A 20,783-nucleotide genomic window follows, 5' to 3' on the forward strand; every position below is an offset into this window, starting at 1 on the left:
GGGGTAATCGACCGGGCTGCTGCCCACAGTGACCGTCGACGGATCCCGCACGCCGGCGTCGAAGGTGGTGGCGGTCGACGATCAGTCGCAGGCCGCCCGGTCGGCGACGAGGCATCTGCTCGGCCTCGGCCACGAGGCGGTCCGGCATGTCTCCGGCCCGGGCGGAGTGGCTCGACGCGGCCGGCGGACTGCAGGGCCGGCGCGAGCCGCTCAAGGCGGAGGGGCGCGCCGTTCCGCCCGTCCTGGAGGGCGACTGGCCCCCCCTCGTCCGGCTACCGCAACGGACTGATCCTGGGCCGGATCCCGGAGGTGACGGCCGTGTTCGCCGGGAAGTCGGCGGCGGTCGTTCTACGGCCGGGCGGAAGCGGCCGAGGTGCCGGACTGCGTCCCAGGGGCGGTGTCGCCGTTCGTCCCCACGGGGCGGGTGCTCGCGCGGACGACGAGCTTCGGTTCCACGGGCACGGTGTCGGGAGCGCAGTCCGGGTCGGCGATGTGCCGCAGGAGGCCGGCCACGGCGAGCGCCCCCATCTGCTCGAACGGCTGGGCGACCGTGGTCAGTGACGGTGAGCAGTACTCGGCGAGTTCGATGTCGTCGACGCCGACCACCGAGACGTCCTCGGGTACGCGCCGACCTGCCTCGTGCAGGGCTCGGACGACTCCGAAGGCCATCTCGTCGCTGGCGACGAAGACCGCCGTGACGTCCGGGATGTGCGCGAGGACGAGACCGTTGCGGTATCCGGAGCCGGGGGACCAGTCGCCCTCCAGCGGCGGGGGTACGGAGCGGCCGGCGGTTTCCAGGGCTGCCTGCCACCCCTCGCGCCGGCGGGCCGCCTCCAGCCATTCCCGAGGACCGGAGACGTGCCAGACGGTCTCGTGGCCGAGGTCGAGAAGGTGCTGCGTGGCCAGCTTCGCGACCATGAACTGGTCCACGGCCACCACGTCGGTGGCGGCGGTGCGTGAACCGTCGATGGTGATGGTGGGGGTGGCGCGGGTGAGCTGTTCGATCCGCTCGCTGGTGTGGATCAAGGGCACCGACAGGATGATGCCTTCGACGTCCTGGTCGGCCAGCCGGGACAGGGCCCCTTCGATCGCGGACGTGTCCAGCGAGGCGGTGGTGGCCGTGCTGACCGCGTAGCCGGCGTCGCGGGCGGCGTTCTCGATGCCGGAGGTCACGGCCGCACGCGAGTAGAAGTTCGTCTGCAGTGTCACCACGCCGATGGTGCGGCTGCGGCCCGACGAGAGCATGCGGGCTGCGTTGTTACGGCGGTAACCCAGCTCCTCCACGGCCGCCATGACCTTGGCGCGGGTGCTCGGTGTCACGTTGGGGTGGCCTGCGAGGGCTCGCGACACCGTCTGCGCCGAGACGCCGGCGACCCGCGCCACGTCCGCCATGCCGGGTGCCCGCCCGTTGCCGGGACTCTCCGTTGCCACCGGTCGCTCCTCCTTGTCCACCCTCGATGGTATCGACCACACGCGTTTGCCACACTGGTCCAACCAGTATGTTACCCGCCCGTGCCTTTCGATCACCCCCTGTGCTGGCATCGATAACAGTCCCTGACATGGTTCCGACCAGTGGCCCACCATTCACCCCCCCCAGGCGTGAGGATGAGTGATCGCCGCGTTCGGCGAGAGCGTCGGAAGATGAACGACCCCGTCCCGAAGCCGGACGGCCGGTGCCGCCGTGGACCGGCTAGCCCAGCACGACGCGATCCTGTACGGCCGGGCCGCTGCTGTCCCGTACGGCCAGTTCCGGCGGCATCGTCCGGCGTCGGGACGACGGTTCCCGGCCGGCCACCGCGTCGAGGAGGAGCCCCACCGCCTGGCGCGCCATCTGGCGCCTCGGCAGGACCACGCTGGTGAGTGCGGGCCGGGAGGACGGTCCGGCCGGGCAGTCGTCGTACGCGACCACGGACAGGTCGTCCGGCACGGAGCGGCCCGCCACGAAGGCCGCCTCCAGTGCGCCGGCGGCGAGGACGTCATGGGTGGCGAAGAGCGCGGTCACGCCGGTGGCCGAGGCCAGGGCGGCCCTGGCCGCGTCGAATCCTCCTCGGAAGGAGGGTTCGTGGGCGATGTGGACGGCGTCGTCGCGTATCGCCACGCCCGTCTCCGCGAACGCCCTCCGGAAGCCCGCCACCCGGCGGGTGTGCGCGGGACTCGCGAGGACCGCGACGTGCCGGTGTCCCAGCTCGCGGAGGTGGCGGCCCGCCAGATGACCGCCTTGTTCGTAGTCGACGGTGACCATGGGGAACTGCTCGGGTGCGTCGGTCTCCCAGGCGCACAGGGCCACCGGAAAGCGGGCGTCGGACAGCAGCGGCAGATGGTCGGGCAGATCCTGGTCGCCGGCGATGAGCAGGGCGTCCACCGAGCGGCTCGTCAGTCCTGCCAAGTGTCGGCGTGCCCTCTCCCCGCTCTGGCGGGTGGTGCACAGCAGCAGGTGGTGACCGTGCTCGTCCAGCGCGTCCTCGGCCTCCTCGACCAGGTCGGCGTAGAACGCCGTGCCCACCGTGGGGACGAACAGGCCCACCGTGCGCGTGCTGCCGGTGGCCAGGGACCGGGCCACCAGGTTCGGCACGTATCCGAGCTCGTCGATCGCGGCCCGCACCCGCGCCGCGGTGACCGGGCGGACACCGACCCGTCCCGTGACGACGTTGGAAACCGTTTGCTTTGTGACGCCGGCTCGTCGTGCCACGTCTTGCATCGTCACCATGGGAAACCTCATCCGACCGATCGAAGTCGAGGTCAGCAACGTATCCCTGCCCTGGGCTCCGGTCAACGCCGCCCTGACAGAGGACTCCTGACGCCGAGTCGGCGGCGTCCGGATCCGTTCGATTCTGTCGAGGAATTTTGGCGCGACCCTTGTTTTACCGGTCAAAGGAGCCGTACGTTCCCATCTGTCGGCAGGCCCGCGACCCGGACCTGTCGACGACCCGAGGCTTCCCCTCGATGTTCACCGCCTTGCCGCTCGCGCCGACTCGGTCCAGGACCTTCGGAGACCTGGTCGCGGTTCGGACGCGACGACCAGGAGGCTCTCAACCGGCCGTCGAGCGTGCGCTCGTACTCCCGGCCGACGGTCGGCGCGTCGCCCCTCCCGGCGAACGACCCGGCATGACCGCACCACGCACCACGCACCACCGCACCACGCACCACCGCTTGGCCCCTCGGCCGGCACCGACTCCGGCGACTGCCGGCCCTGTTCACCCGGAAACACCTTCGTGTCCCCACGCCCGGCCTCGCCGGCCAGGGCGAGGACCACCGTGCTCCGCCGGTCACCCCTGGCCGGTCCTGCCGGTGAGCTCCCCCGCAGACGCTGTCGCCGTTCGCGCAGCATCCAAGGAGTACCCGTGTCAGCTCCCAGACGAAGGCTGGTCGGCGCACTCGTCGCCCTGACCGTCGCCGCGGCCGGCGGCAGCGCCCTGCCCTCCGCATCGGCGTCGGCGGCGGCCGAGGCCACCACCTACAGCATCACCGTCGGGTCCAAGGGGTCGTGGACCCATCCGACCGACACCCCGGCCGCGCCGTACATCGACAAGGACGGCACGTTCTACTTCCAGCAGGCGCACGCCCTCTACGGAGCGAACGACACGCGGAAGTGGGACTTCTTCACCGGTACGAACTTCGACACCGCGACCCGCTCCAGCACGATCAGCGACGCGGTGAATCCGGCGAACTCCAACGACAGGAACAACGACACCACCTGGCGGTGCAACAACAGCCCCACCGGCCTGGAGTCCACGTACGCGCCCGCCGGTTCGGGCTACGCCCACCGCAACTACTGCGACCTGGCCGGTGTGTGGGTCGACCCGGACACCGGGGACTGGTACGGCCTCGTCCACAACGAGTTCACCCCGGAGCCCTTCGGTGACAGCCTCCACTTCGACGCCATCGACTACGCGGTCTCGAAGGACCAGGGCCGCACGTGGTCGATCAAGGACCACGTCATCACCTCCCCGTACAGCACCACCCGGGGTGACACCGCCGCGTTCCCGCAGCAGACCTACGACTACGGCGATGGCGACCAGCGACTCTTCGTCGACACCGCGTCGGGCTACTTCTACGCCTTCTACGGCTCGCGCATCGTGAACAAGGGAGGTGGCTGGGGGGCCTTCTACAGCCACGTGGCCCGCGCGCCGATCGCCGGCAAGATGGCACCCGCCTCATGGCAGAAGTGGTACAACGGCGGCTGGTCGCAGCCCGGGAAGGGGGGCAAGGAAAGCAACATGGTTCCCGTCGGCGCTTCCAGCACCACCGGGTACACCCCTCCCGCCAAGGAGTACAGTCCGTTCAACTCCGGCACCATCAACCAGCAGGTCGCCGCGGGCACCATGCCGTCGACGTCGCCCCTGTTCGTCATGGACATCACCTACAACGCGTACCTCGGGCTCTACATCGGCGAGCCGCAGAACGTCGACCAGAGCGGCAACGCGTCCCAGGAGATCTACGCCACCGACAACCTGACCACGCAGAAGTGGTTCCGGCTCGGAGACACGGGAACCTACAAGAACGCCTCGTGGTACCGCTGGTTCCTCGACAGCGCGAACAGGACCAGCTCCGGCATCATCGGCAAGAACTTCCGCTCCTACTGCTCCTTCGGGTGCTCGGGCGGCTCCTCCGCCGAGTACGTCAACCTCTCGATCGAATCATCCGCCCCCGCCGCTCCGATCGACACCAGCAAGACCTACCGGATCGCCAACGCCGACGGCCGGGTCCTGGCCCAGCTCTCGGGCGGGAACACCACCACCTCCGTCCCCACCGCCACCGGCGCCTCCCTGGAGTCGTGGAGCTTCACCGCCAACGGTGACGGATCCCACCGCATAGCCAACGCCTCCACCGGCCAGCTCCTGGGGGTGGACTCCTCCTCCACCACGGGCCGTGCCTGGGGCGCCAAGCCCACGGTCACCACCATGCCCGCGGGCGGCCCCACCGTCGGCCAGCAGTGGTTCGTGATCCCCGGCGCCTCCGCCGCCGATGACGCTCCCACGGGGACCTACCGCCTGGTCAACCGCTACAGCGGCCTGGTGATCGGCCTGTCCGGCACGTCGGGCCGACTCGCCGAGACCACCCCCACCCGTACCTGGACCAACACCACCGGCAACACCGTGGGAGGTGCGCGCACCGCGAACGAGCAGACCCTGAGTCTCACCGTGACCGGGACGGCCGCCCCGACGCTCAACGGCAACCGGACGCTCGTCACCGGTGGCAAGGCCCTGGACAACCCCGACCACAGCACCACGGCCGGCACCCAGTTCGTCACCTGGACCCCGAGCGGCGGTGCCAACCAGACCTGGAGGTTCACCCAGCAGGCCGACGGCTCCTACGAGATCGTCAACTCGGAGTCCGGCCTCTGCGCGGACGTCGAGGGCGCCTCGACCGCCGCCGGCGCCAAGGTGATCCAGTGGACCTGCACCGGTGGCAGCAACCAGCGCTGGAACGTCACCCCTCAGGCGAACGGAACGTACAAGGTGGCCTCGGTGAGGAGCGGGCTGCTCCTCACCACCGCCTCCACCACCAACGGCGCTCTCGTCACCCAGCAGACGGACAGCGGAACGACGCTCCAGCAGTGGTCGATCAACTGACCCGCCCACTCGGGTGACACGACCAGGCCGGGTACCGGCGCATGCGAGGCCCGGTACCCGGCCTGACCGAGAGCAGCCTGGGCGTCGTGGGAGCGTCCACGGCCAACAGCGCCAAGGTCGAGCTCCAGGCCTGCAACGGAGGTACGAGCCGGCAGTGGGCCCGCGGCTGACATCAGCACCCTCGCCCGGACCGCGGTGACTCCTCGGCTCCTGCCTCACGAACACGGGGCAGGAGCCGATCACCGCACACAGTCCTTCGTCCGTCAGACCCCGGGCGTCGTCCCCCCGCCACGCAGCGGAAGGGCCGTCGTGCAGGGGCTGTGCGCGTCGTCCCCTTCGTACGCGACGACGATCCCCTGATCGCCTGCGGGCGGGATCGTGGTGCGCAGGGTCGCGAGGCCCATGTCGTCCAGGCGGACCGTGCCGAGGGACAGCCCGTTCGCCGTGAAGGTCACGCTGCCCCGGGGCGGAGGCCCGCCGGGGGTGGCCTGGGCGACGCGGACCGTCAGGGTCGTGAGTCCGTCGGCCGCGGTCGCGGGGGTGTCCGTCGTGATCGGGGCGTAGGAGCGGATGCCCGCCGGGGCGACGGAGAGGGTGCCGTCGCGGGCGAGGCGGAAGCCGCTGCAGACGCCGTGCGCCGTCCGAGGCTGGTAGCCGGCGGGAGCGAGGACGGCGATCAGTTCGCGAGGGGTACGAGGCGCCCCGTCGAGAGCCGCGAGGCCGAGGAGGTCGCTGTCCGCACCGGCCGCGGACAATGCCACCGGGAAGCCGCCCACGACGAGCTTGTGCGTGCCGCGTCCCGTCAGGAACCTGTCGCAGGAGGCGTCGTAGTCGATGGTCCCGTCGGCGCTGACCGTGTACGAGAAGTCGGCGGTCGTGCCGGGGGCCGCGTGGAAGACGTACCCGGCGGCCGGCAGCAGCGTGAGCCGATGCACGGTGCTCGGGGACAGGAAGGTGCCCCCGCCGGCGTCCGGCACACCGACCGGTAGCAGGCCGTGGGAGAGGGAGCGGCCGTCGACGGTGACGGTGCGTCCCTGGACCGTCAGGGTGTTCCCCGTGGCGTCGGCGACACCGGCGGCCTCCGCCTCCAGGGCGAGCTCGACCTGCCCGTCCGGAGTGACGGAGAAGTCGAGGCTCCCGTCGGCGGTGCCCGCCTCGACCCGCAGTCGGTACGTAGCGGCGGGCAGCAGCCGCAATTCGTGGACCCGGTCGGGAGCCAGGGGAGCGGCGCCCGGCAGGTCCGGGGTGAGCGGATGGTCCAGGGCCCGGGCGTCGACGGTGATCGGCACGCCCCGTACGGTCAGGCGATGCCCGCCGCGGCCGCCGAGGAAGGCGTCGTGCTCGGGCGCGAAGTCGAGGGTTCCGTCCTCGCGTACGTCGAAGGCGACGCCGGCCGTCGTGCCGTCGCCCAGGCGCAGCCGGTAGCCCGTACCAGCGGGCAGCGGGACCTCCGGCGGCGGTACGGCCGCCCCGTCGACGAGGCCGTCCCCTGCCCTCTGCCCGTCCCGGCAGACCGCGACGACGGGGAATGTCAGCTGTGAGGTGTCGAGGGTGATGGACGGCATCGGCTCTCCCGAACAGGGGCGGACAGGGCATCAGGAAGCGGCTCAGAAGGGAGTGGTGCCGTGGATCTCCAGGCGCGGCACGAGTTCGATCCGGGTCCGCGTACGGGCCGGCCGAAGCGGCACCCCGGTGAGCCGCTCCCACCGCAGGAGCTGCCCGTCCCAGCCGGCCGAGAGGAGTTCCGACTCGTCCCGCGTCGCCGCCATGGACCAGACGCCGGCCTGGTGGGCCGCCAGGACCGCGCCGACGCGCTGGCCGGTCCGGTCCCAGCGGTGGAGGCTTCCGTTCGCGCAGGCCGCCGCGACCTCGCCGTCCCCGGTGAGCAGCAGGCACCGCACCGGCGCCCCCGCCACGAGCGGCGTGCCGACGGGGCGACCCGAACCACGGTCCCACCGGCGCACGGTGCCGTCGAGGCCGCCGGAGGCGAACTCCCGCCCGTCGGGGCCGATCGCGAGCGCCTGTACCGGACCGTCGTGTCCGCGCAGCGGCTCGCCGAGCGGCGTGCCGTCCGTACGGCTCCAGCGCCGCACGGTGGCGTCCTGACCGGCCGTGACGATCAGGTCCTCGTCGGGGGTGAGGGCCACCGCCCGCACCGCACCGACATGTCCGCGCAGCGGCTCGCCGAGCGGGTTCGCGGTCGTCCGCTCCCAGCGGCGGACGGTGCCGTCCCGGGACGCGGTGACCAGCTCCAGGGCGTCGTGTGTGCGGGCCAGGCCGAGGATCGGGCCCTGGTGGGCGGTGAAGCGCTCGGCGAGCGCCCTGCCGGTCAGCCGGTCCCAGCGTCCCACCGTGCCGTCGGCACCCGCGGTGACGACCTCCCGGTCGTCGGGCGTCAGCACCATCCCCCAGACGGTCCGGTCGTGCAGGGGCAGCGGACCGGCCAGGTCCAGCCCGAGCAGCCGGTCCCAGCGGAACATCTGCCCGTACGTGTCCACCCCGACGATCTCCGCGTCGTCGGAGGTGAGCGCGATCACGGTCGGGTAGGCGTTGATCTTCACGTCGTCCCCCTCGGCGGTACGGCCCCGTCGAACGCGAGGGCGCTGGAGGCCTCGCCCCGCCCCGCGCGGACGCGCCGGCCCACCCACTGGAAGACCCGGCCGTCCTCACCGCGGGCGACCACCGGCACCCGGGTGACCGTCACTCCCGACCGGGGCACCTCCTCGTCCCGGAAGAACACCCGCTTCACCTCCGGCTCCAGGATCCGGCCGGCCGCCTTGACCTGCGGCAGCCGACTGCCGTTCGGCCGGAACCGGGGGATCTGCCCGCGCCGCAGGCACACGGCCGCCGAACCCGCCTCGAGCGGCACCGGCACCAGCGGGATCCAGTTCGCCGGCACCGGGGTGAGCAGCCGGTAGGCGAGCGCCGCCGGGTCGGTCGGCGGCACCTGCGGATCCGCGTCGGGCGGCTCGTCGGCCCGCACCCGCGGTCTACCGGTGGCGCTCTGCACGATCCGCTCGATCGCGAACCCGAGGTTGGCCATCTCGTCGCGGGCGAACAGCACCTCCTCGACGGCCGCGCCCTCCAGCCGTGCCGAAGCCGTCGGCAGCAGCGGCAGCAACGGCGGCCCCGGCTTGCCGTCATGGGCGTTCGTCAGCCGGAACACCGACCAGTGACCGTCCTCGGCCGGGTCGAGCGTCGTCGTCTCCTCGAAGGTGTCGACGACCGTCAGCTCGGCGATCCGGTGCAGCGCGCCCGTGTCCAGCTCCAGCGGGATCATCCAGTGGTCGTTGCCGTAGACGTTCGCGAACTCCACGACGAGGAGCCGGGCCAGGTCCGGCACTCCCGCCCCGATGGCGGGCAGGTTGACCGTCGCGTCCTCGAACTCCCACCAGCGCTCGGCCGGCATGCCCGGATACGTGACCCGGGTGGGCAGCACCTCCGCGGCCGTGCCGCCGTTCGGCTCGGGCAGCGGTGTCGGGCCGGCGTCGAGGTCGAAGTGGTACGCGTCGGCGGCGCCCCCGGTGTACTCCGGAGCCGTCAGCGTCACCGGCCGACCGCCCGGCGCGGCGGTGACCGCGAACCGGTGCTCGAGCCGCTCCCGTGCCCAACTCGACGGCACCGGCGGCCCGTACCGCTCCCCGAACCACTCCAGCCACAGCTCCGCCGCCCGGTCGAACGAGGCCTGCTGCGCCCCGGTGAGCCCCGGCGGCCGCCAGCCGCCGTCCAGATGCCCGGCGAGGGCGGCCCCGTCGGGTACGCGGTCCGCGAGTACGTCGCGCAGGGCCCGCCCGGCCGGGTCGCGCCGCAGCGGATCCTCCTCGGGGTTCGCGGGCGGCTCGGGCAGCGGCGCCTTCGCCAGCACCGCGCTGTCGATCTGCTCCAGGACGGCGCCCGACAGGCTCTGTGTGCGGAGCGTGTCGAGGAAACGCCGGCCGGCCCGTGCGGAGGCCCGCAGCGGCAGACCCTTCGCCGGCTCGCCCGCCGCCGCCCCGGCCTCCGCCAGATACTCCAGGGGCACCCCCTTCTGCAGGGGCACGGCCGTTCCGTCGCCTGACGGCCGGAAGGCGGCGAGCGGTGTGCTCTCGGTGTCGATCCGGCACCACACCGGTGAACCGCCGTCCTCACCCGTGAACTCCGCCAGCTGCCACTGCCGGGCGAGGAGGAACAACGGGTCGGCCACCCGGGCCGCCAGCGCCTCGTCGAGCTGACCACCGGTGCCGCTGGGCCGGACCACCGGCTCCAGACGGTGGTACTGGCCGAAGGCCATGACATCGAACATCGTCAGGACTCCTTCTTGATCAGGTGCGCCACGATGTCGGCCATGTCAGCCCGTTTCATCAGGTCCTTGACGTGGATGCTGGGCGCCGTCCCCATCGCCCCCTCGGGCAGATAGGCGGCGGGGAGGTAACGCCCCAGCCAGCCCAGCGCGTCCAGGTCCACGAGCCGCAGCTTCGCCAGGTCGAACGCCTCGCCGATGGTGGCGGCCAGCACGTCCGGCGTCCACGGCGCGCCGACCACGGGCGGCACCGCGAGCAGCACGGCCTGCGGGGCCCGTGCCCCGGGCGCGTCGTAGTGGAACGTGGCGCCCGCGGTGTGCCGCTGGGACGGAATCAGCTCCGACCACGCGTCGACCACGAGCACCGCGGCCCTGCCCGCCGCGAGCGGCTGGACCGGGCCGTGCACGACCAGTCCCGTAGCCGGCTTCTCCTCGTCCTCGGGCCTGCGCCGAGCGCCCACCCAGCGGTCGCCCGTCGCGAAGGGCACCTGCCCGATCCGCAGGGCGTACCCGGCGCCCGTCGCCGCGGCCCCGGTGTGCAGCAGCAGGTCCGCCAGGGCGCCGGTCCCCGGCCGTACCGTGCCCATCAGCTCCACCCAGTCGCCCGGCACCAGCAGGACGTCGCCCCCGCGGTCCAGCCCCGAGCCGAACGAGTCGTCCAGCGCCGCGGCACCGGGCGGCGCCGAGAGGCCCACGGCGCGGAACCCGGGGCCGAACACCGCCTCCAGGACCGCTGCCGCGGCCCCGGGCCCGCCCCGCTCCGTCTCCTGCCGGGCGAGCGTCAGCCGCTCCTCGGCCCGGCGCAGGGCGGCGGCCAGCTGGTCGGCCTGCTCCCCGGCCGGGCCGGCCGGCGGTCCGGTCACCCCGTACGCGGCGAGCGCCTCCAGATCCTTCGCGTTCACCGCCGCCCGCAGGCCGTCGACCGCCTCCTGCGCACGGGCCGTGAACTGCGGGTCCACCACCGGCTCGGGCGGGTTGTGGGCGGATGCCAGCTCGGCCGCGGTGCCGGGCCGGGCGGCCGCGAGCACTCCGGCGACCGCCGTGCCGAGCGCCTCCACCTGGGCGATGTCCAGGGCAGTGCGGGCCCAGCCCGATGCCCGACCGGGGCGCAGGACGGGGATGGCGTCGGCCGGCACGTTCGGCGGCCGCTGCGTCAGGAGTTCGCGTTCCAGCACGGTCCGCAGTCGCCCCGTCGCCGCTAGCGCCACCACGTCCAGGGCGCAGTACCGGGTGAGGGGCCACGTGTGCTCGGTGACGGTGGCCGTGCCGCCCCCGTCCTCCTGGCCCGGCCGCAGCCACGCGGCCCGCAGCCTGATCCGGCCGGTGGCCCCCAGCTGGTGACCCGCCCACGTGTCGAGCCGCGGCTCGGCCTTGGCGCGCGCCCGTACGATCTGCTGCGCGCCGTCCCAGCCCGCCGCGCGGGCCGCCCCCTCCGGCACGACGACCAGGACCCGGTGGCCCACCGGGATGCCGCGTCGCGGCGTGTCGAGGACCTGGGGCCGCGGCGGCGGCTGCCCGCCCGCCGCGAGCGACTCCAGCGTGGCGCCGGCCCGGTCCGGACTGCCCTGGGTCAACTGGTGGACGCTCTCGGCGAGCAGCAGGTCCCCGACCGCGTCCAGGTCGTCGCGGAGCGAGACCAGGTGGCGCCGTACGGCCTTCTCCTCGGCACCGGTCATCGGCGGGTTGCCCGAGTGGGCCCGCAGATGCGCGACGACCTCGCTCTCGGGCACCTCGGCGAGCCGAGCGCCGTCCGTGACGTCGTGGGCGCCGATGAACTCCTGGGCTCCCGTGGCCGAGTGCTGGACGGCCTGCACCGACCACTTCGCCCGCAGCGGAGCGATGAACCGGTCCAGCTCCAGCGGCGCCTCGGCCTGTTCGCGTTCGTCGTGCAGCCGCCGCTCGAGCCGGTAGCCGAGCAGCGCCCCCAGCGGCTGGCCCTGGGCGATCCCGTCGAGGACGGTCATCGCCACCCGCATCCGCCGCGACGACAGGTCGACGGCGAAGGCACCGGGGTCGGTGGGGTGCGACAGGGCGCCGCTGTGCAGGACGGCCGCCGTGGCGGCCTGCGGCAGCGAGGGCGCGAGCACCCAGCCCCGGCTGCGCGGGACGGTGCGCGGCGACAGGTTCTCCACCCAGCCGTACGCGCCCAACTGCACCCCGGTCGGGCGCCGGCCCGGGCTGCGCAGCGCGTGGAGCCGCGCGGTGGCGAGGGATCCGATCCAGGCGTCGAGCCGGTGCGAGACGAGATCGAGGCACTCGCCGAGCAGCCGCTCCATGGCGGCGAAGGGGTCCTCCTCGCGGTCCCGCCAGGTCTTCACCCGGCCGGCCAGGTACTGCAGGGCGGCGTCGATCTCCGCGAGGCGCACGCTCCAGGGCCGCTCCGTGCCGAGCAGCGCGAGGACGCCGTTGCGCCGGGTCGCCGCCTCGACGACCTGTCCGGCCATGGAGGTGCGGGCACCGAGGACGGCCTGGAGCACCGTCGTGCCCCGGTCGGCCCCGCCGTCCGCGTCGGTTCCGGGCGCGGACAGCGCCATGATCTTGCCGAGGGTGAAGGGACGGGCGAGCAGCCCGGCCCCGGTGATGGTGCTCAACTCGTGCTGCGGGTTGAGCAGGGCGTCGGCGAACCGCAGCCGGGGCCAGAGCGCGTCCGGGTCGCGGACGCCGCTGGCCGCCCGCCCGTACTCCAGGTTCGCGGTGTGCCGCAGCAGCGCCTCCAGAAGGGTGCGGGCCTCCTCCTTGCGGATCATCAGCTTGCGCATCTCGAAGCGCTCGACGACGTTGTTGAGGAAACCGCTGAGGTCGTCCGCCGGATCGACGCCCGCCGGCAGGTTCACCGGACGCACGTACGGCAGCCACAGCCGGGTCGCCGCGCCGTTGACGTGGTGGCTGATCCGCGGCCGGTAGCCGATGCCCAGCGCCGTGTTGAGGGCCTGCGAGTGCAGGTCCTCCGGTGTGTCGCCGACGCAGTACCCGGTGCCGCCGAAGCTGATGCCGCTCAGGCTGAGCGAGACGTCCTTGAAACAGGCGAGGAGCCCTCCCTGGACGGACCGTACCGACGCCGTCCGCGACACCGGCGCCATCCCCAGGGCGCGCAGGACGTCACGCTCCGGCTTGGGCAGCGCGAGGGTCTCCCCGGGCTGGTCGGGGCCGCCGACCCGCGGCAGGCTGCCGACACCGACCTCCCAGAAGGGACGCAGCACGCCGAGCACGCGGTGCAGCCCCGTCAGGCCCGACGGCTCGCGCCCCGGATCGGGCTGCCAGCGCGCGGTGGCGGTGACCGGAAGCACGCCGTACGGCTGCCGGCCCAGCCGCAGCACCGGCAGCGGACCCCGGGCCCGTACGTTCTCGAAGTAGTGGCGGCGCAGCCAGGACCGGTCGACGGGGAGCTCCGCGCCTCCCCTGTCCTTCTCCAGGAGTTCGTCGAGGTAGAAGTCTCCGGTGGCGCTCCACAGGGCCATCTGCAGGGCGCGCGCGTCGGCCTGTTCTGGCTCGTCGGCTCCGGGCACGTCCGTGAGGGCGGCCACCGGAAGGCCGAACGCGGCCGCTGCGCGGGAGCAGTTCGCCCACGGGTCGGGCGGCGCGGCGGGCGCGGCGGCCCCGAGCAGCCGGTCCACGTCCGGAGGCGCCGGTGCGGAGCCGCCGCCGTCCTCCGTGTTGTTGGTCGCGGTGCCCTGCGCCACGAACGCGGCCTCGCCGTCGCCGTCCCGGCCGGACAGCAGCCGGGCGAGCCGCCCCGCCGAGGCCTCGGGGTCGAGGGAGCCGGATACGCCGAACGCGACCACCCTGGTCAGCAGCGGCTCGCGGGTCCGGTCGTAACCCTCCCTGTCGAGCGGCACGGTGACGGCGAGCCCCTTCCGCTCCGCCTCCCCGAACTCCGTCAGCCAGCGCAGCGCCGGATCGAGGTGCGGGCCGTCCGGTGCCGGCTCGGCATCCGGGTCGGGGCCCAGCTGCACCACGTCCGGGACCGGCTCGCCCTCCTTCTCGCCGACCAGCACATCGCCCTGGTACGCCCGTACGACGAACAGGTCCGGCAGCGTCGAGGCGGTCGCCGCCCGGTTCCAGCCCCGCCCGCGGACCGGCACCTCGGGCCAGGCCGGCTCCGGCCACGGAGCGGCGTCCGGCAGCGGCGCCTCCGGACGGGTGTCCGACACGGGCGTGAGCAGCCGGACGAGCCGGCGCGCCCGCTGCGCACCGAGTGCCCCCGACAGCTGCCCCCAGGCGGCGAGCAACAGCCGGGCCCGGTCCCCGTCCGCGTTCTCGGCGCGGCCGGCCCGCCACACCGTCCGCCAGTACCGGCGGCCCTGCTGGACCTCGCCGTCGGTGGGGTGCGGCTCGTGCGATTCGACGTGGATGTCGTCGGGGAAGATCCGCACCAGCAGCTTGTCCAGCTCCCCGTCCGTCCGCAGCCGGGTCTCCAGGCGTACGGGCAGGAGCAGCAGTGGCACTTCGGGATCGAGACCGGCGAGCAGCGGGTCGAACCCCTTCCCGGCGAGGGAGCGCACGCCCTCGTCCAGGGCCCGCCGGGCGGTGCCGAGGCGGGCGAACGCGGCCTGCCGGTCGGCGGCGGTGGCTTGGGCGCCGAGGAGGGCGCGGCGCTCCTCGGCCTCGGTCACGGCGCGGCGCAGCGCGCCGAGGTCTGTCATCTGTCGTTCTCCTCAGGGGGACAGGAGGCGGGAGGCGGGCAGGACGACCCTGACGGGCTGCTGGAAGCACTGGCGGGCGACACCGGCCGCGCTCGCACCCCACACCAGACCGGCGTGGGCGACGTTGGGCCGCGGGTTCCCCGGGGCGTGGGTCGCGGCCAGATACGCCTCCTTGGAGTCGAAGAGATGACTCCAGTCGAGGTTGTTCCAGTCGTCCGCCTCACTCGGGGTGTTGGGCGGCGGTGCGTAGGCGCGGCCCCAGAGCCCGGGCTGCGGCGGGGTGGCGAGCGCGCCCTCGGGCGGGTCGTCGAGTCCGAAACGGGGCTCGGTCGGCTGCTCCGCGATGACGAAGCACCAGGGTGACGCGAGGAGTTCGGCCTCGGTGAGGTCGAAACCGATCATGGCGGTGTCGGGATCGAGGCCGCCCCGGAAGATCGGATGGCGGGCGAGGTCCTCCCTGGGTGCGGTGCCGACCAGCGGAGCCGCGTAGATGATGGCGCCGGGGTATCGGCGCAGCAGCGCGCTGCGCAGCAGCAGCACGACCCGGTCGGGCGGGGCGGTCAGATGCGCACCGAGCTGCAATTCGCGCGCCCACTGGTGCAGCGGCGGCAGATCCGTCCCGTACCCCCAGAACGAGGCGAAGTACGTGCCGCGCTGGTCGGTCGGGTACTCGCGCCAGCGCAGCTCGCGCGCGAACTCGTGGTTGGCGCCGACCATGTAGGCGGCGACGAACTGGGCGTTGGTGAGGGCGAGCAGCGCCGTGTCCGCGGGAACGTGCTCGAGACCGCCGAACATCCACTCGTTGGACTGCGCGGACAGCGGGGGCCACATGGCGTCGCGGAAGACCGGCGCCCACTGCACCGGAACCTCCGGATCCGTGCCCGCCGGCCGCTCGATCAGGGCGTCGACCACGGCGGGCACGGTGACCGCGGGGTCCGTCGCCTGAACGATCTGCTGCTGGGTCTGCTGGGCGGGGAACGTGTCGCGGGGCGGGATCGGCGGCGCGTCCGACGGCCGGAGAACCCGGTCGTGCGCCTGGACCACCATGTCCTTGATGTGCTCGGGGCTGGTGTCGAGCACGGCCGGAGCCGGCAGCAGGTCGTTCTGCCGGGCGAGCGGACCCGGGTGGGTGAAGACGCCGAGGCCGAGCCCTCCGGTCTCGTGCCACTTGTCGACGAGGGGCTTCAGGTCGGAGGGCTCCCAGGGCTCCTGCTCGGGGCCGGGGCCCTCGCCGGTGACCCGGAGCTCGCCGGAGCAGTCCGCCCACCAGAGCTCGGAGGTCGGTGTCTTGTCGTCCCAGTCCCAGCTGCCCGGGCAGCTGCCCCGGAACGTGCCGTGGTGGGCGGCGGACCGCCAGGTGCCGGTGAAGACGCCGTCGGAGCTGATGTTGTCCGGGTTCCAGGTGCCGGTGCACACCCCGCGCCAGGTGCCCCGCTCCGCGCCGGACTCCCAGCGCCCGGTGTACAGGGCGATCCAGGTGGGGTCGCCGCCGCCCTCGCCGGGGTAGTTGCTCCAGGTGGCCTCGAAGCCGCCCTGCCAGCTTCCCGACCGCCCGGCACCCATGTCCCAGGTACCGGCGCAGGTGCCCCTCCAGTCGCCCGCGGGCTCGCCCTTGGGCGCCCCGGTCCAGAGCCCGTCGAACGCGCCGGTGAAGCGTCCCGGAGCCGGCCCGGGGGCCGCCGCGTCGGTGAACAGGCCGAGCCCGGCCGGGCCGGACCGCCCGGTGGGGAAGACCAGGTCGCCGTGCGGGGTGACCCTCGTCCGCGCCAGGAAGTCCTCGGGGGCCGTCACTTCGGGCAGCGCCGACAGCCGGAAGGCACGGTTGAGCGTGACGTCGGCGAGCGGCTGCGTGGCGGCGAGCTGCTCGGTGGTGACCGTGCGCTGCACGGAGCGCCGGTCCGCGTCGGCCGCGACCTGCCGCCAGGCGTCCGGCGCCCCGCCGTCGGGCGCGAAGACCTTTCGTACGGCGGCGAGCCGATCCGGGGCCACGACCCGCTCCGGTGCGACGGCGAAGGCCACCGCGCCGTCGGGATCGCGCCGCGGCACGGCGAGCCCGGTGGCGGAGGCGGCGACGGAGGCGAGGACCGTGGCGAACGGCGGCTCCGGTGCGTCCGCCGCCCGGCCCGCGACGAGTCCCACCCGACGGCTGAGGACGCCCATCGGGCGAACCGCGCGGTGGAAAGCGGTGGTGGCCATGGCGTTGGGGAGCAGGCTCGCCCGGATCGACGACCACAGGGTGGTGTCCGCGGACAGCGCGAGACGGCTCTGCAGCGGTGTCGCCAGCCGCAGGACCTCGTCGGCGGAGAGCGGCCGCACATGCCGCAGATGCAGCCGGCCGCCGACCAGCCGGGCGAACCGCGCCAGATCGAGCAACCGGTTGGCGGCCCGTACGTCGGCGAGCTGCCGCCACGCCGAAGCCATCAGCTGCTCCTGGTCGGCCTGCACGGCCCTGGCGCCGAGCCCCGCCGCGACCCGCCAGCGCGGATCGAGGTTCAGGGTGTCGAGCCAGCCGGACGACACCGGGTCGGCCCCTTTGCTGAGCGCGTGGAAACCGCCGTACAAAGGAGGCAGGACGTCGGGGTCCTCGTCGCCCTCTCCGTCCGCCAGCGGCACCAGCGCGGCCGCCAGCTGTTGCCGCCACTGGGTGCTCGGCGGGCCGACGGGCCATGGATCCCGCGCCGGGGTGAGGGGGGCGCGCAGGGCGCTCTCCACCTCCTGGACGACCGGCCCGGGGCCGGTCGCGAAGAGCCCGGGGCGGCTCACATCGAGCGGTCGGCGGCCGGCGCGCGGCGGCACCGGGCGGGCCCGCAGCCGGTCGGCCAGCGACTCAAAGTCGCCGCCCTCGCCGGTGGAGAACACCCAGGAGAAGTAGACCGGCAGTTCGGACCGTTCGCCCGGGGACCAGGCGGGAGCGAGGCTCGCGCCGGCGGGGTCCCGGCCGAGCCCGGCCAGCCGGCCCGCGTGGAAGGAGGGCACCAGACAGGCGGTGTAACCGGTGTGCGGAACCAGCCGACGGGGGGTGAGGAGCCGGGACACCGATCGGCGGGGGTCGGTCTCGTAGCCGGGCAGGGTCTGGGCGTGGGCCCACAGGTGCAGGGTGGCCGGATCGGGCAGTTCGGACCCGGCGACCCGCAGCACCGGCAGCGGAACACCGGGTTCGTGCTGCGGCCGCCCGACCGCGAACGGCACGCAGACCAGGGCGAGCCAGGGGCGCAGGGCACCCGCCGGCCCGGGCGCCAACGGCGTGAACAGCCAAGGAAGTTCGCTCCGCTCGAACTCCACCATCGGGAACCGGGTGGTCTCCGCGTCCGGCGTGCCGGGCAGCGGAAAGAGCCGCACGATCTCCTTGGGGTCGATCGCCCGCACGTCACCCGGTCCGTACAGCTGCATCGACGGCACCGGAACCGCCCGCGCGGGACGGCCGTTCACCGAGGCGGTGGCCGCGAGAGAGCCCCGTACGGGCGTGGTGCGGACCAGGTCGTCGGGATCGGCCAGCGAGGCGGCGGCACCGGCCCGGTCCCAGGACGCGAAGGTATACGTGGTCATGGCCTCACCTCGTGTGCGGGCACGACCTGATGCAGCGCGGACCGGCCCGACACGGTCCCCAGCTGGGCTGTGGCTTGGGTGAAGGTGGACATCTTCACGAACCCGGCGGCCTCCTTGAGCGTGCCGGCGTGCACGATCGCGTACGCACGCTCCTTCAGCACCCGATCGATCGGCGGGGTCGCGTACCGCGTGCGCAGTTCGTGCACGAGGCTGCGGCCGACGGCCCCGAAGGGCAGCGCGGCGGTCAGGGCGGCGTCGGAGATCCTCCAGGGCGCCATCGGTGTGACGACGGGGCCGCCGAGCCATTTCGTCTCGTACTCGACGGGCACCGAGTGGCGGGGGGCGGTCGCCGTCGGCGCGGGCGGGGCCAGCTCGCTGCCCGAGCGCAGCCGCTCGAAGGCCGGCTGGGTGAGCTTCTGGTCGTCCGTGAGGTCGAAGAAGTCGGCCCGGGCGAAGTCCTCCTGGACCGGCTGTACGGTGCCCGCCCCGCCGGAGAACGCCACCGTCACGCCGAACCGGGTCGGCTGGGGGAGCCGGCCCGGTCCGAACCGGACCACCTCCGTGTCCAGCGGCACCGTGCGCTGGCTGAACCGCAGTCGGCCGAGCGGGTGCAGCAGGCGGCCGCCGGCGGCGTCGTCGGCGCGCAGCGACACCATGGTGCGGGCGCCGTCCGGAAGGACGGGCTCCCAGCTGTGGGGGTCGTCCAGGGCCTGCTCCAGGAGCCGGCACACGTCCGGGGGCGGCGGGACCTTGGCCTCGCCGGTGCAGTTCCAGTGTTCGTCGAAGGGGAAGCTGACGTCGAAGAAGAGGAAGGACACACTGGCCCGTCCTGCGATGTGCCAGCAGGGCGTCGGCCCGTCCACGTGGACGCGCAGCCCGACCGAGCACAGGGTCGCGCCGCCGACGCGCAGGGCGAACGAGCCGCCGAGGTCGAGCAGCACGCCGAAGCTGGGCTCCCAGCGCACCAGCGCGTCGAAGGAGAGTCGCCCGGACACGCCGGTGCTGCGGGAGCCGATGACGGCGGACAGCTCGGCGCCCGCCTGGACGGTGCCGGGGGTGAGGGCGAAGTAGCCGGAGAAGACGATCTTCAGCAGCGGGCTGTCCGCGATCGGGATCGTCAGACGCTTCGGTGTGGGGAAGCCCGCGGGCGGGGTGAACCGGGGGTGGAAGCCGCCGGCGCTGAGGATGAAGGTCGCGTCCTGCCCGCTCTTCGCGCGCAGGGCGAGGCCTCCCTCGATCGAGGCGGTCAGCAGCCGGGAGCCGGCCAGGTTGGCGTTGATCTCGACCAGGCCGTTGGCGGCGTCGACGACACCCGCGACGGAGGCCCGCAGATCGAGGATCGGCGCCTGGGGGGCGGGCAGCGCGACCCTGAACCGGCCCAGGATCCCCACCACACCGCTGGGCAGCTCGAGCACCACCCCGACGTCCGCGGTGAGGAAGGACACCGGACGGCCCCAGCCGACCCGGAACATCGGCCCGACGACCGTGCTCCCCGAGCGGGCCGGGAACACCGCGCCCAGCGAGCTCAGGATGCGCGGCGCCGCGGCGGCGGCGTCCGCGGGGAAGAGCAGGTCGTCCAGATGGCCGGACTGGACGACCTCCGCGAGAGCCGCCCGGTCGAGCGCACGGCCGACGCCGAGCAGACCGCCGACGGCGTTCAGCGTGAAGGCGAGGCCCAGCTCGATGGCGGGGGTGAACGCGGCGCTCATCACGACCAGCACCGAAACCGGGCGGGTGTCCAGGATCCCGAAGGCCCGCACCTCGATGACGCCCAGGCTGAACGAGAGCGCCCCGCGGTACTGGCCGTCCTGCTCGGCCAGGAACCCGCCGCCCTTGGCGGGGCCTGCGGCAAGGGTGAGCCCCACGCCCTTCGGCGTCACCGGGGCCGCCGTGTAACCCCCGCCCGCCGGGCGGACTTCGAGGCCCACGCCGTCGACCGCCGCGTCCGCGAGGCCGAGCAGCGAGGCCCGGAAGGACGCGTCGAGCCGGAGCCCGCCGTCCCGGGAGGACACGTACAGCGAGGGCGCGCGCAGCCCGGACGGCGCCCCGCTCAGGGGGAGCGCGATCCCCTTGCCGCTGCCGCCGCCCTCCAGACGCAGCCCGTCCTTGCCGAGCCTGGCGCCCAGCCGGCTTTTGAGGACGAGCCCGCCGGGGACGAGGAGCTTCAGCAGCTCGTGGTCGGTGAGCGCGAGGTCGAGGCCGTCGGCCCGGAACGTGAGCGAGGAGGTGTCGGGCGCGGCGGACGGGAGGGAGAGCACGAGGCTGATGCCGTCGCGCACGGTCAGACCGGGTACGAGGGGGAGCGCGCCGGTCAGGACGAGGGAGAGGCCGATCGTCTGCGGCAGGGCTGCCGCGAGCGGATTCTGCACCGTGGTCGGGCCCGCTTCGAGGACGTCGTCGATGGCCAGCGTCCACGTCGGCGGTGTCTGCCGGGCGGCCGTGCGCAGCAGGTCGACGAGGACCGGCCACACGTCCCCCGCGGGGGCCGCGTGCGGCAGGGCGAACCGTACGAGCAGCGCGTCCGCGGTCAGCGCGCCGCCGGGCAGGCCGAGCGCCTGCGCGAGGCGCTGTCTGCGGGTGTCCTGGGGGAGGCCGGAGAGGAGCGGGAGTACGGGGTCGAGCCCCGCGCGGAGCTCGGCCGCCAACTGCGGCAGTGGGGTTGCCATCAGCGGGCCGTGGAGAGGTGGGGGACGTTCATCTGATCGGCGCCGTTCTCCGCACACGGGCCGCAGGAACGTGCTG

Annotated in this window: 10 protein-coding genes and 1 pseudogene; 3 read left to right on the forward strand and 8 right to left on the reverse strand. The window is 73.8% G+C overall.

Annotated elements, in window-relative coordinates; genetic code table 11:
* Window positions 1-10: 10 nt before the first annotated feature.
* Window positions 11-324: pseudogene (locus tag OG361_RS37760) on the forward strand (LacI family transcriptional regulator); the annotation flags it as partial.
* A 24-nt stretch (window positions 325-348) separates the two neighbouring features.
* Here the strand turns inward: OG361_RS37760 and OG361_RS37765 are convergent.
* Window positions 349-1,392: a LacI family DNA-binding transcriptional regulator gene (locus OG361_RS37765; RefSeq protein WP_405862654.1), complete on the reverse strand. Its 1,044-nt coding sequence runs from the start codon at window positions 1,390-1,392 to the stop codon at window positions 349-351.
* 298 nt (window positions 1,393-1,690) lie between these two features.
* Window positions 1,691-2,698 (reverse strand): LacI family DNA-binding transcriptional regulator, encoded by a 1,008-nt coding sequence (locus tag OG361_RS37770; protein WP_405862656.1) that lies wholly within the window; start codon window positions 2,696-2,698, stop codon window positions 1,691-1,693.
* 643 nt (window positions 2,699-3,341) lie between these two features.
* On the opposite strand from OG361_RS37770, the gene OG361_RS37775 reads away from it, so the two are divergent.
* Window positions 3,342-5,573 (forward strand): RICIN domain-containing protein, encoded by a 2,232-nt coding sequence (locus tag OG361_RS37775; RefSeq protein ID WP_405860942.1) that lies wholly within the window; start codon window positions 3,342-3,344, stop codon window positions 5,571-5,573.
* Window positions 5,574-5,614: 41 nt separating this feature from the next.
* On the forward strand, window positions 5,615-5,743 hold the full coding sequence (locus OG361_RS37780) for an RICIN domain-containing protein (protein WP_405860944.1): 129 nt from the start codon (window positions 5,615-5,617) through the stop codon (window positions 5,741-5,743).
* Between the two features lie 93 nt (window positions 5,744-5,836).
* On the opposite strand, the gene OG361_RS37785 is transcribed toward OG361_RS37780, so the two are convergent.
* The 6 genes from OG361_RS37785 to OG361_RS37810 are packed head-to-tail and all read right to left on the reverse strand — an operon-like array spanning window position 5,837 to window position 20,707.
* Window positions 5,837-7,138: an Ig-like domain-containing protein gene (locus tag OG361_RS37785; RefSeq protein ID WP_405860946.1), complete on the reverse strand. Its 1,302-nt coding sequence runs from the start codon at window positions 7,136-7,138 to the stop codon at window positions 5,837-5,839.
* Between the two features lie 42 nt (window positions 7,139-7,180).
* Entirely contained in the window at window positions 7,181-8,134 is a 954-nt protein-coding gene (locus OG361_RS37790; protein WP_405860948.1) for a WD40 repeat domain-containing protein, read from the reverse strand.
* Window positions 8,131-9,855, reverse strand: coding sequence for a hypothetical protein (locus tag OG361_RS37795; protein WP_405860950.1), 1,725 nt, complete (start codon window positions 9,853-9,855; stop codon window positions 8,131-8,133). Before OG361_RS37795 ends, OG361_RS37790 begins: the two co-directional genes overlap by 4 nt.
* 2 nt (window positions 9,856-9,857) lie before the next feature.
* Window positions 9,858-14,495 carry a hypothetical protein gene (locus OG361_RS37800; protein ID WP_405860952.1) on the reverse strand — a complete coding sequence of 1,546 codons (4,638 nt, stop codon included), beginning with the start codon at window positions 14,493-14,495 and terminating at the stop codon, window positions 9,858-9,860.
* Between the two features lie 12 nt (window positions 14,496-14,507).
* Entirely contained in the window at window positions 14,508-18,041 is a 3,534-nt protein-coding gene (locus OG361_RS37805) for a hypothetical protein (protein ID WP_405860954.1), read from the reverse strand.
* On the reverse strand, window positions 18,038-20,707 hold the full coding sequence (locus OG361_RS37810) for a DUF6603 domain-containing protein (RefSeq protein WP_405860956.1): 2,670 nt from the start codon (window positions 20,705-20,707) through the stop codon (window positions 18,038-18,040). The genes OG361_RS37805 and OG361_RS37810 overlap by 4 nt, the downstream gene beginning before the upstream one ends.
* Window positions 20,708-20,783 lie beyond the last annotated feature (76 nt).

Source organism: Streptomyces sp. NBC_00090 (assembly GCF_045160815.1).
Lineage (GTDB): Bacteria > Actinomycetota > Actinomycetes > Streptomycetales > Streptomycetaceae > Streptomyces.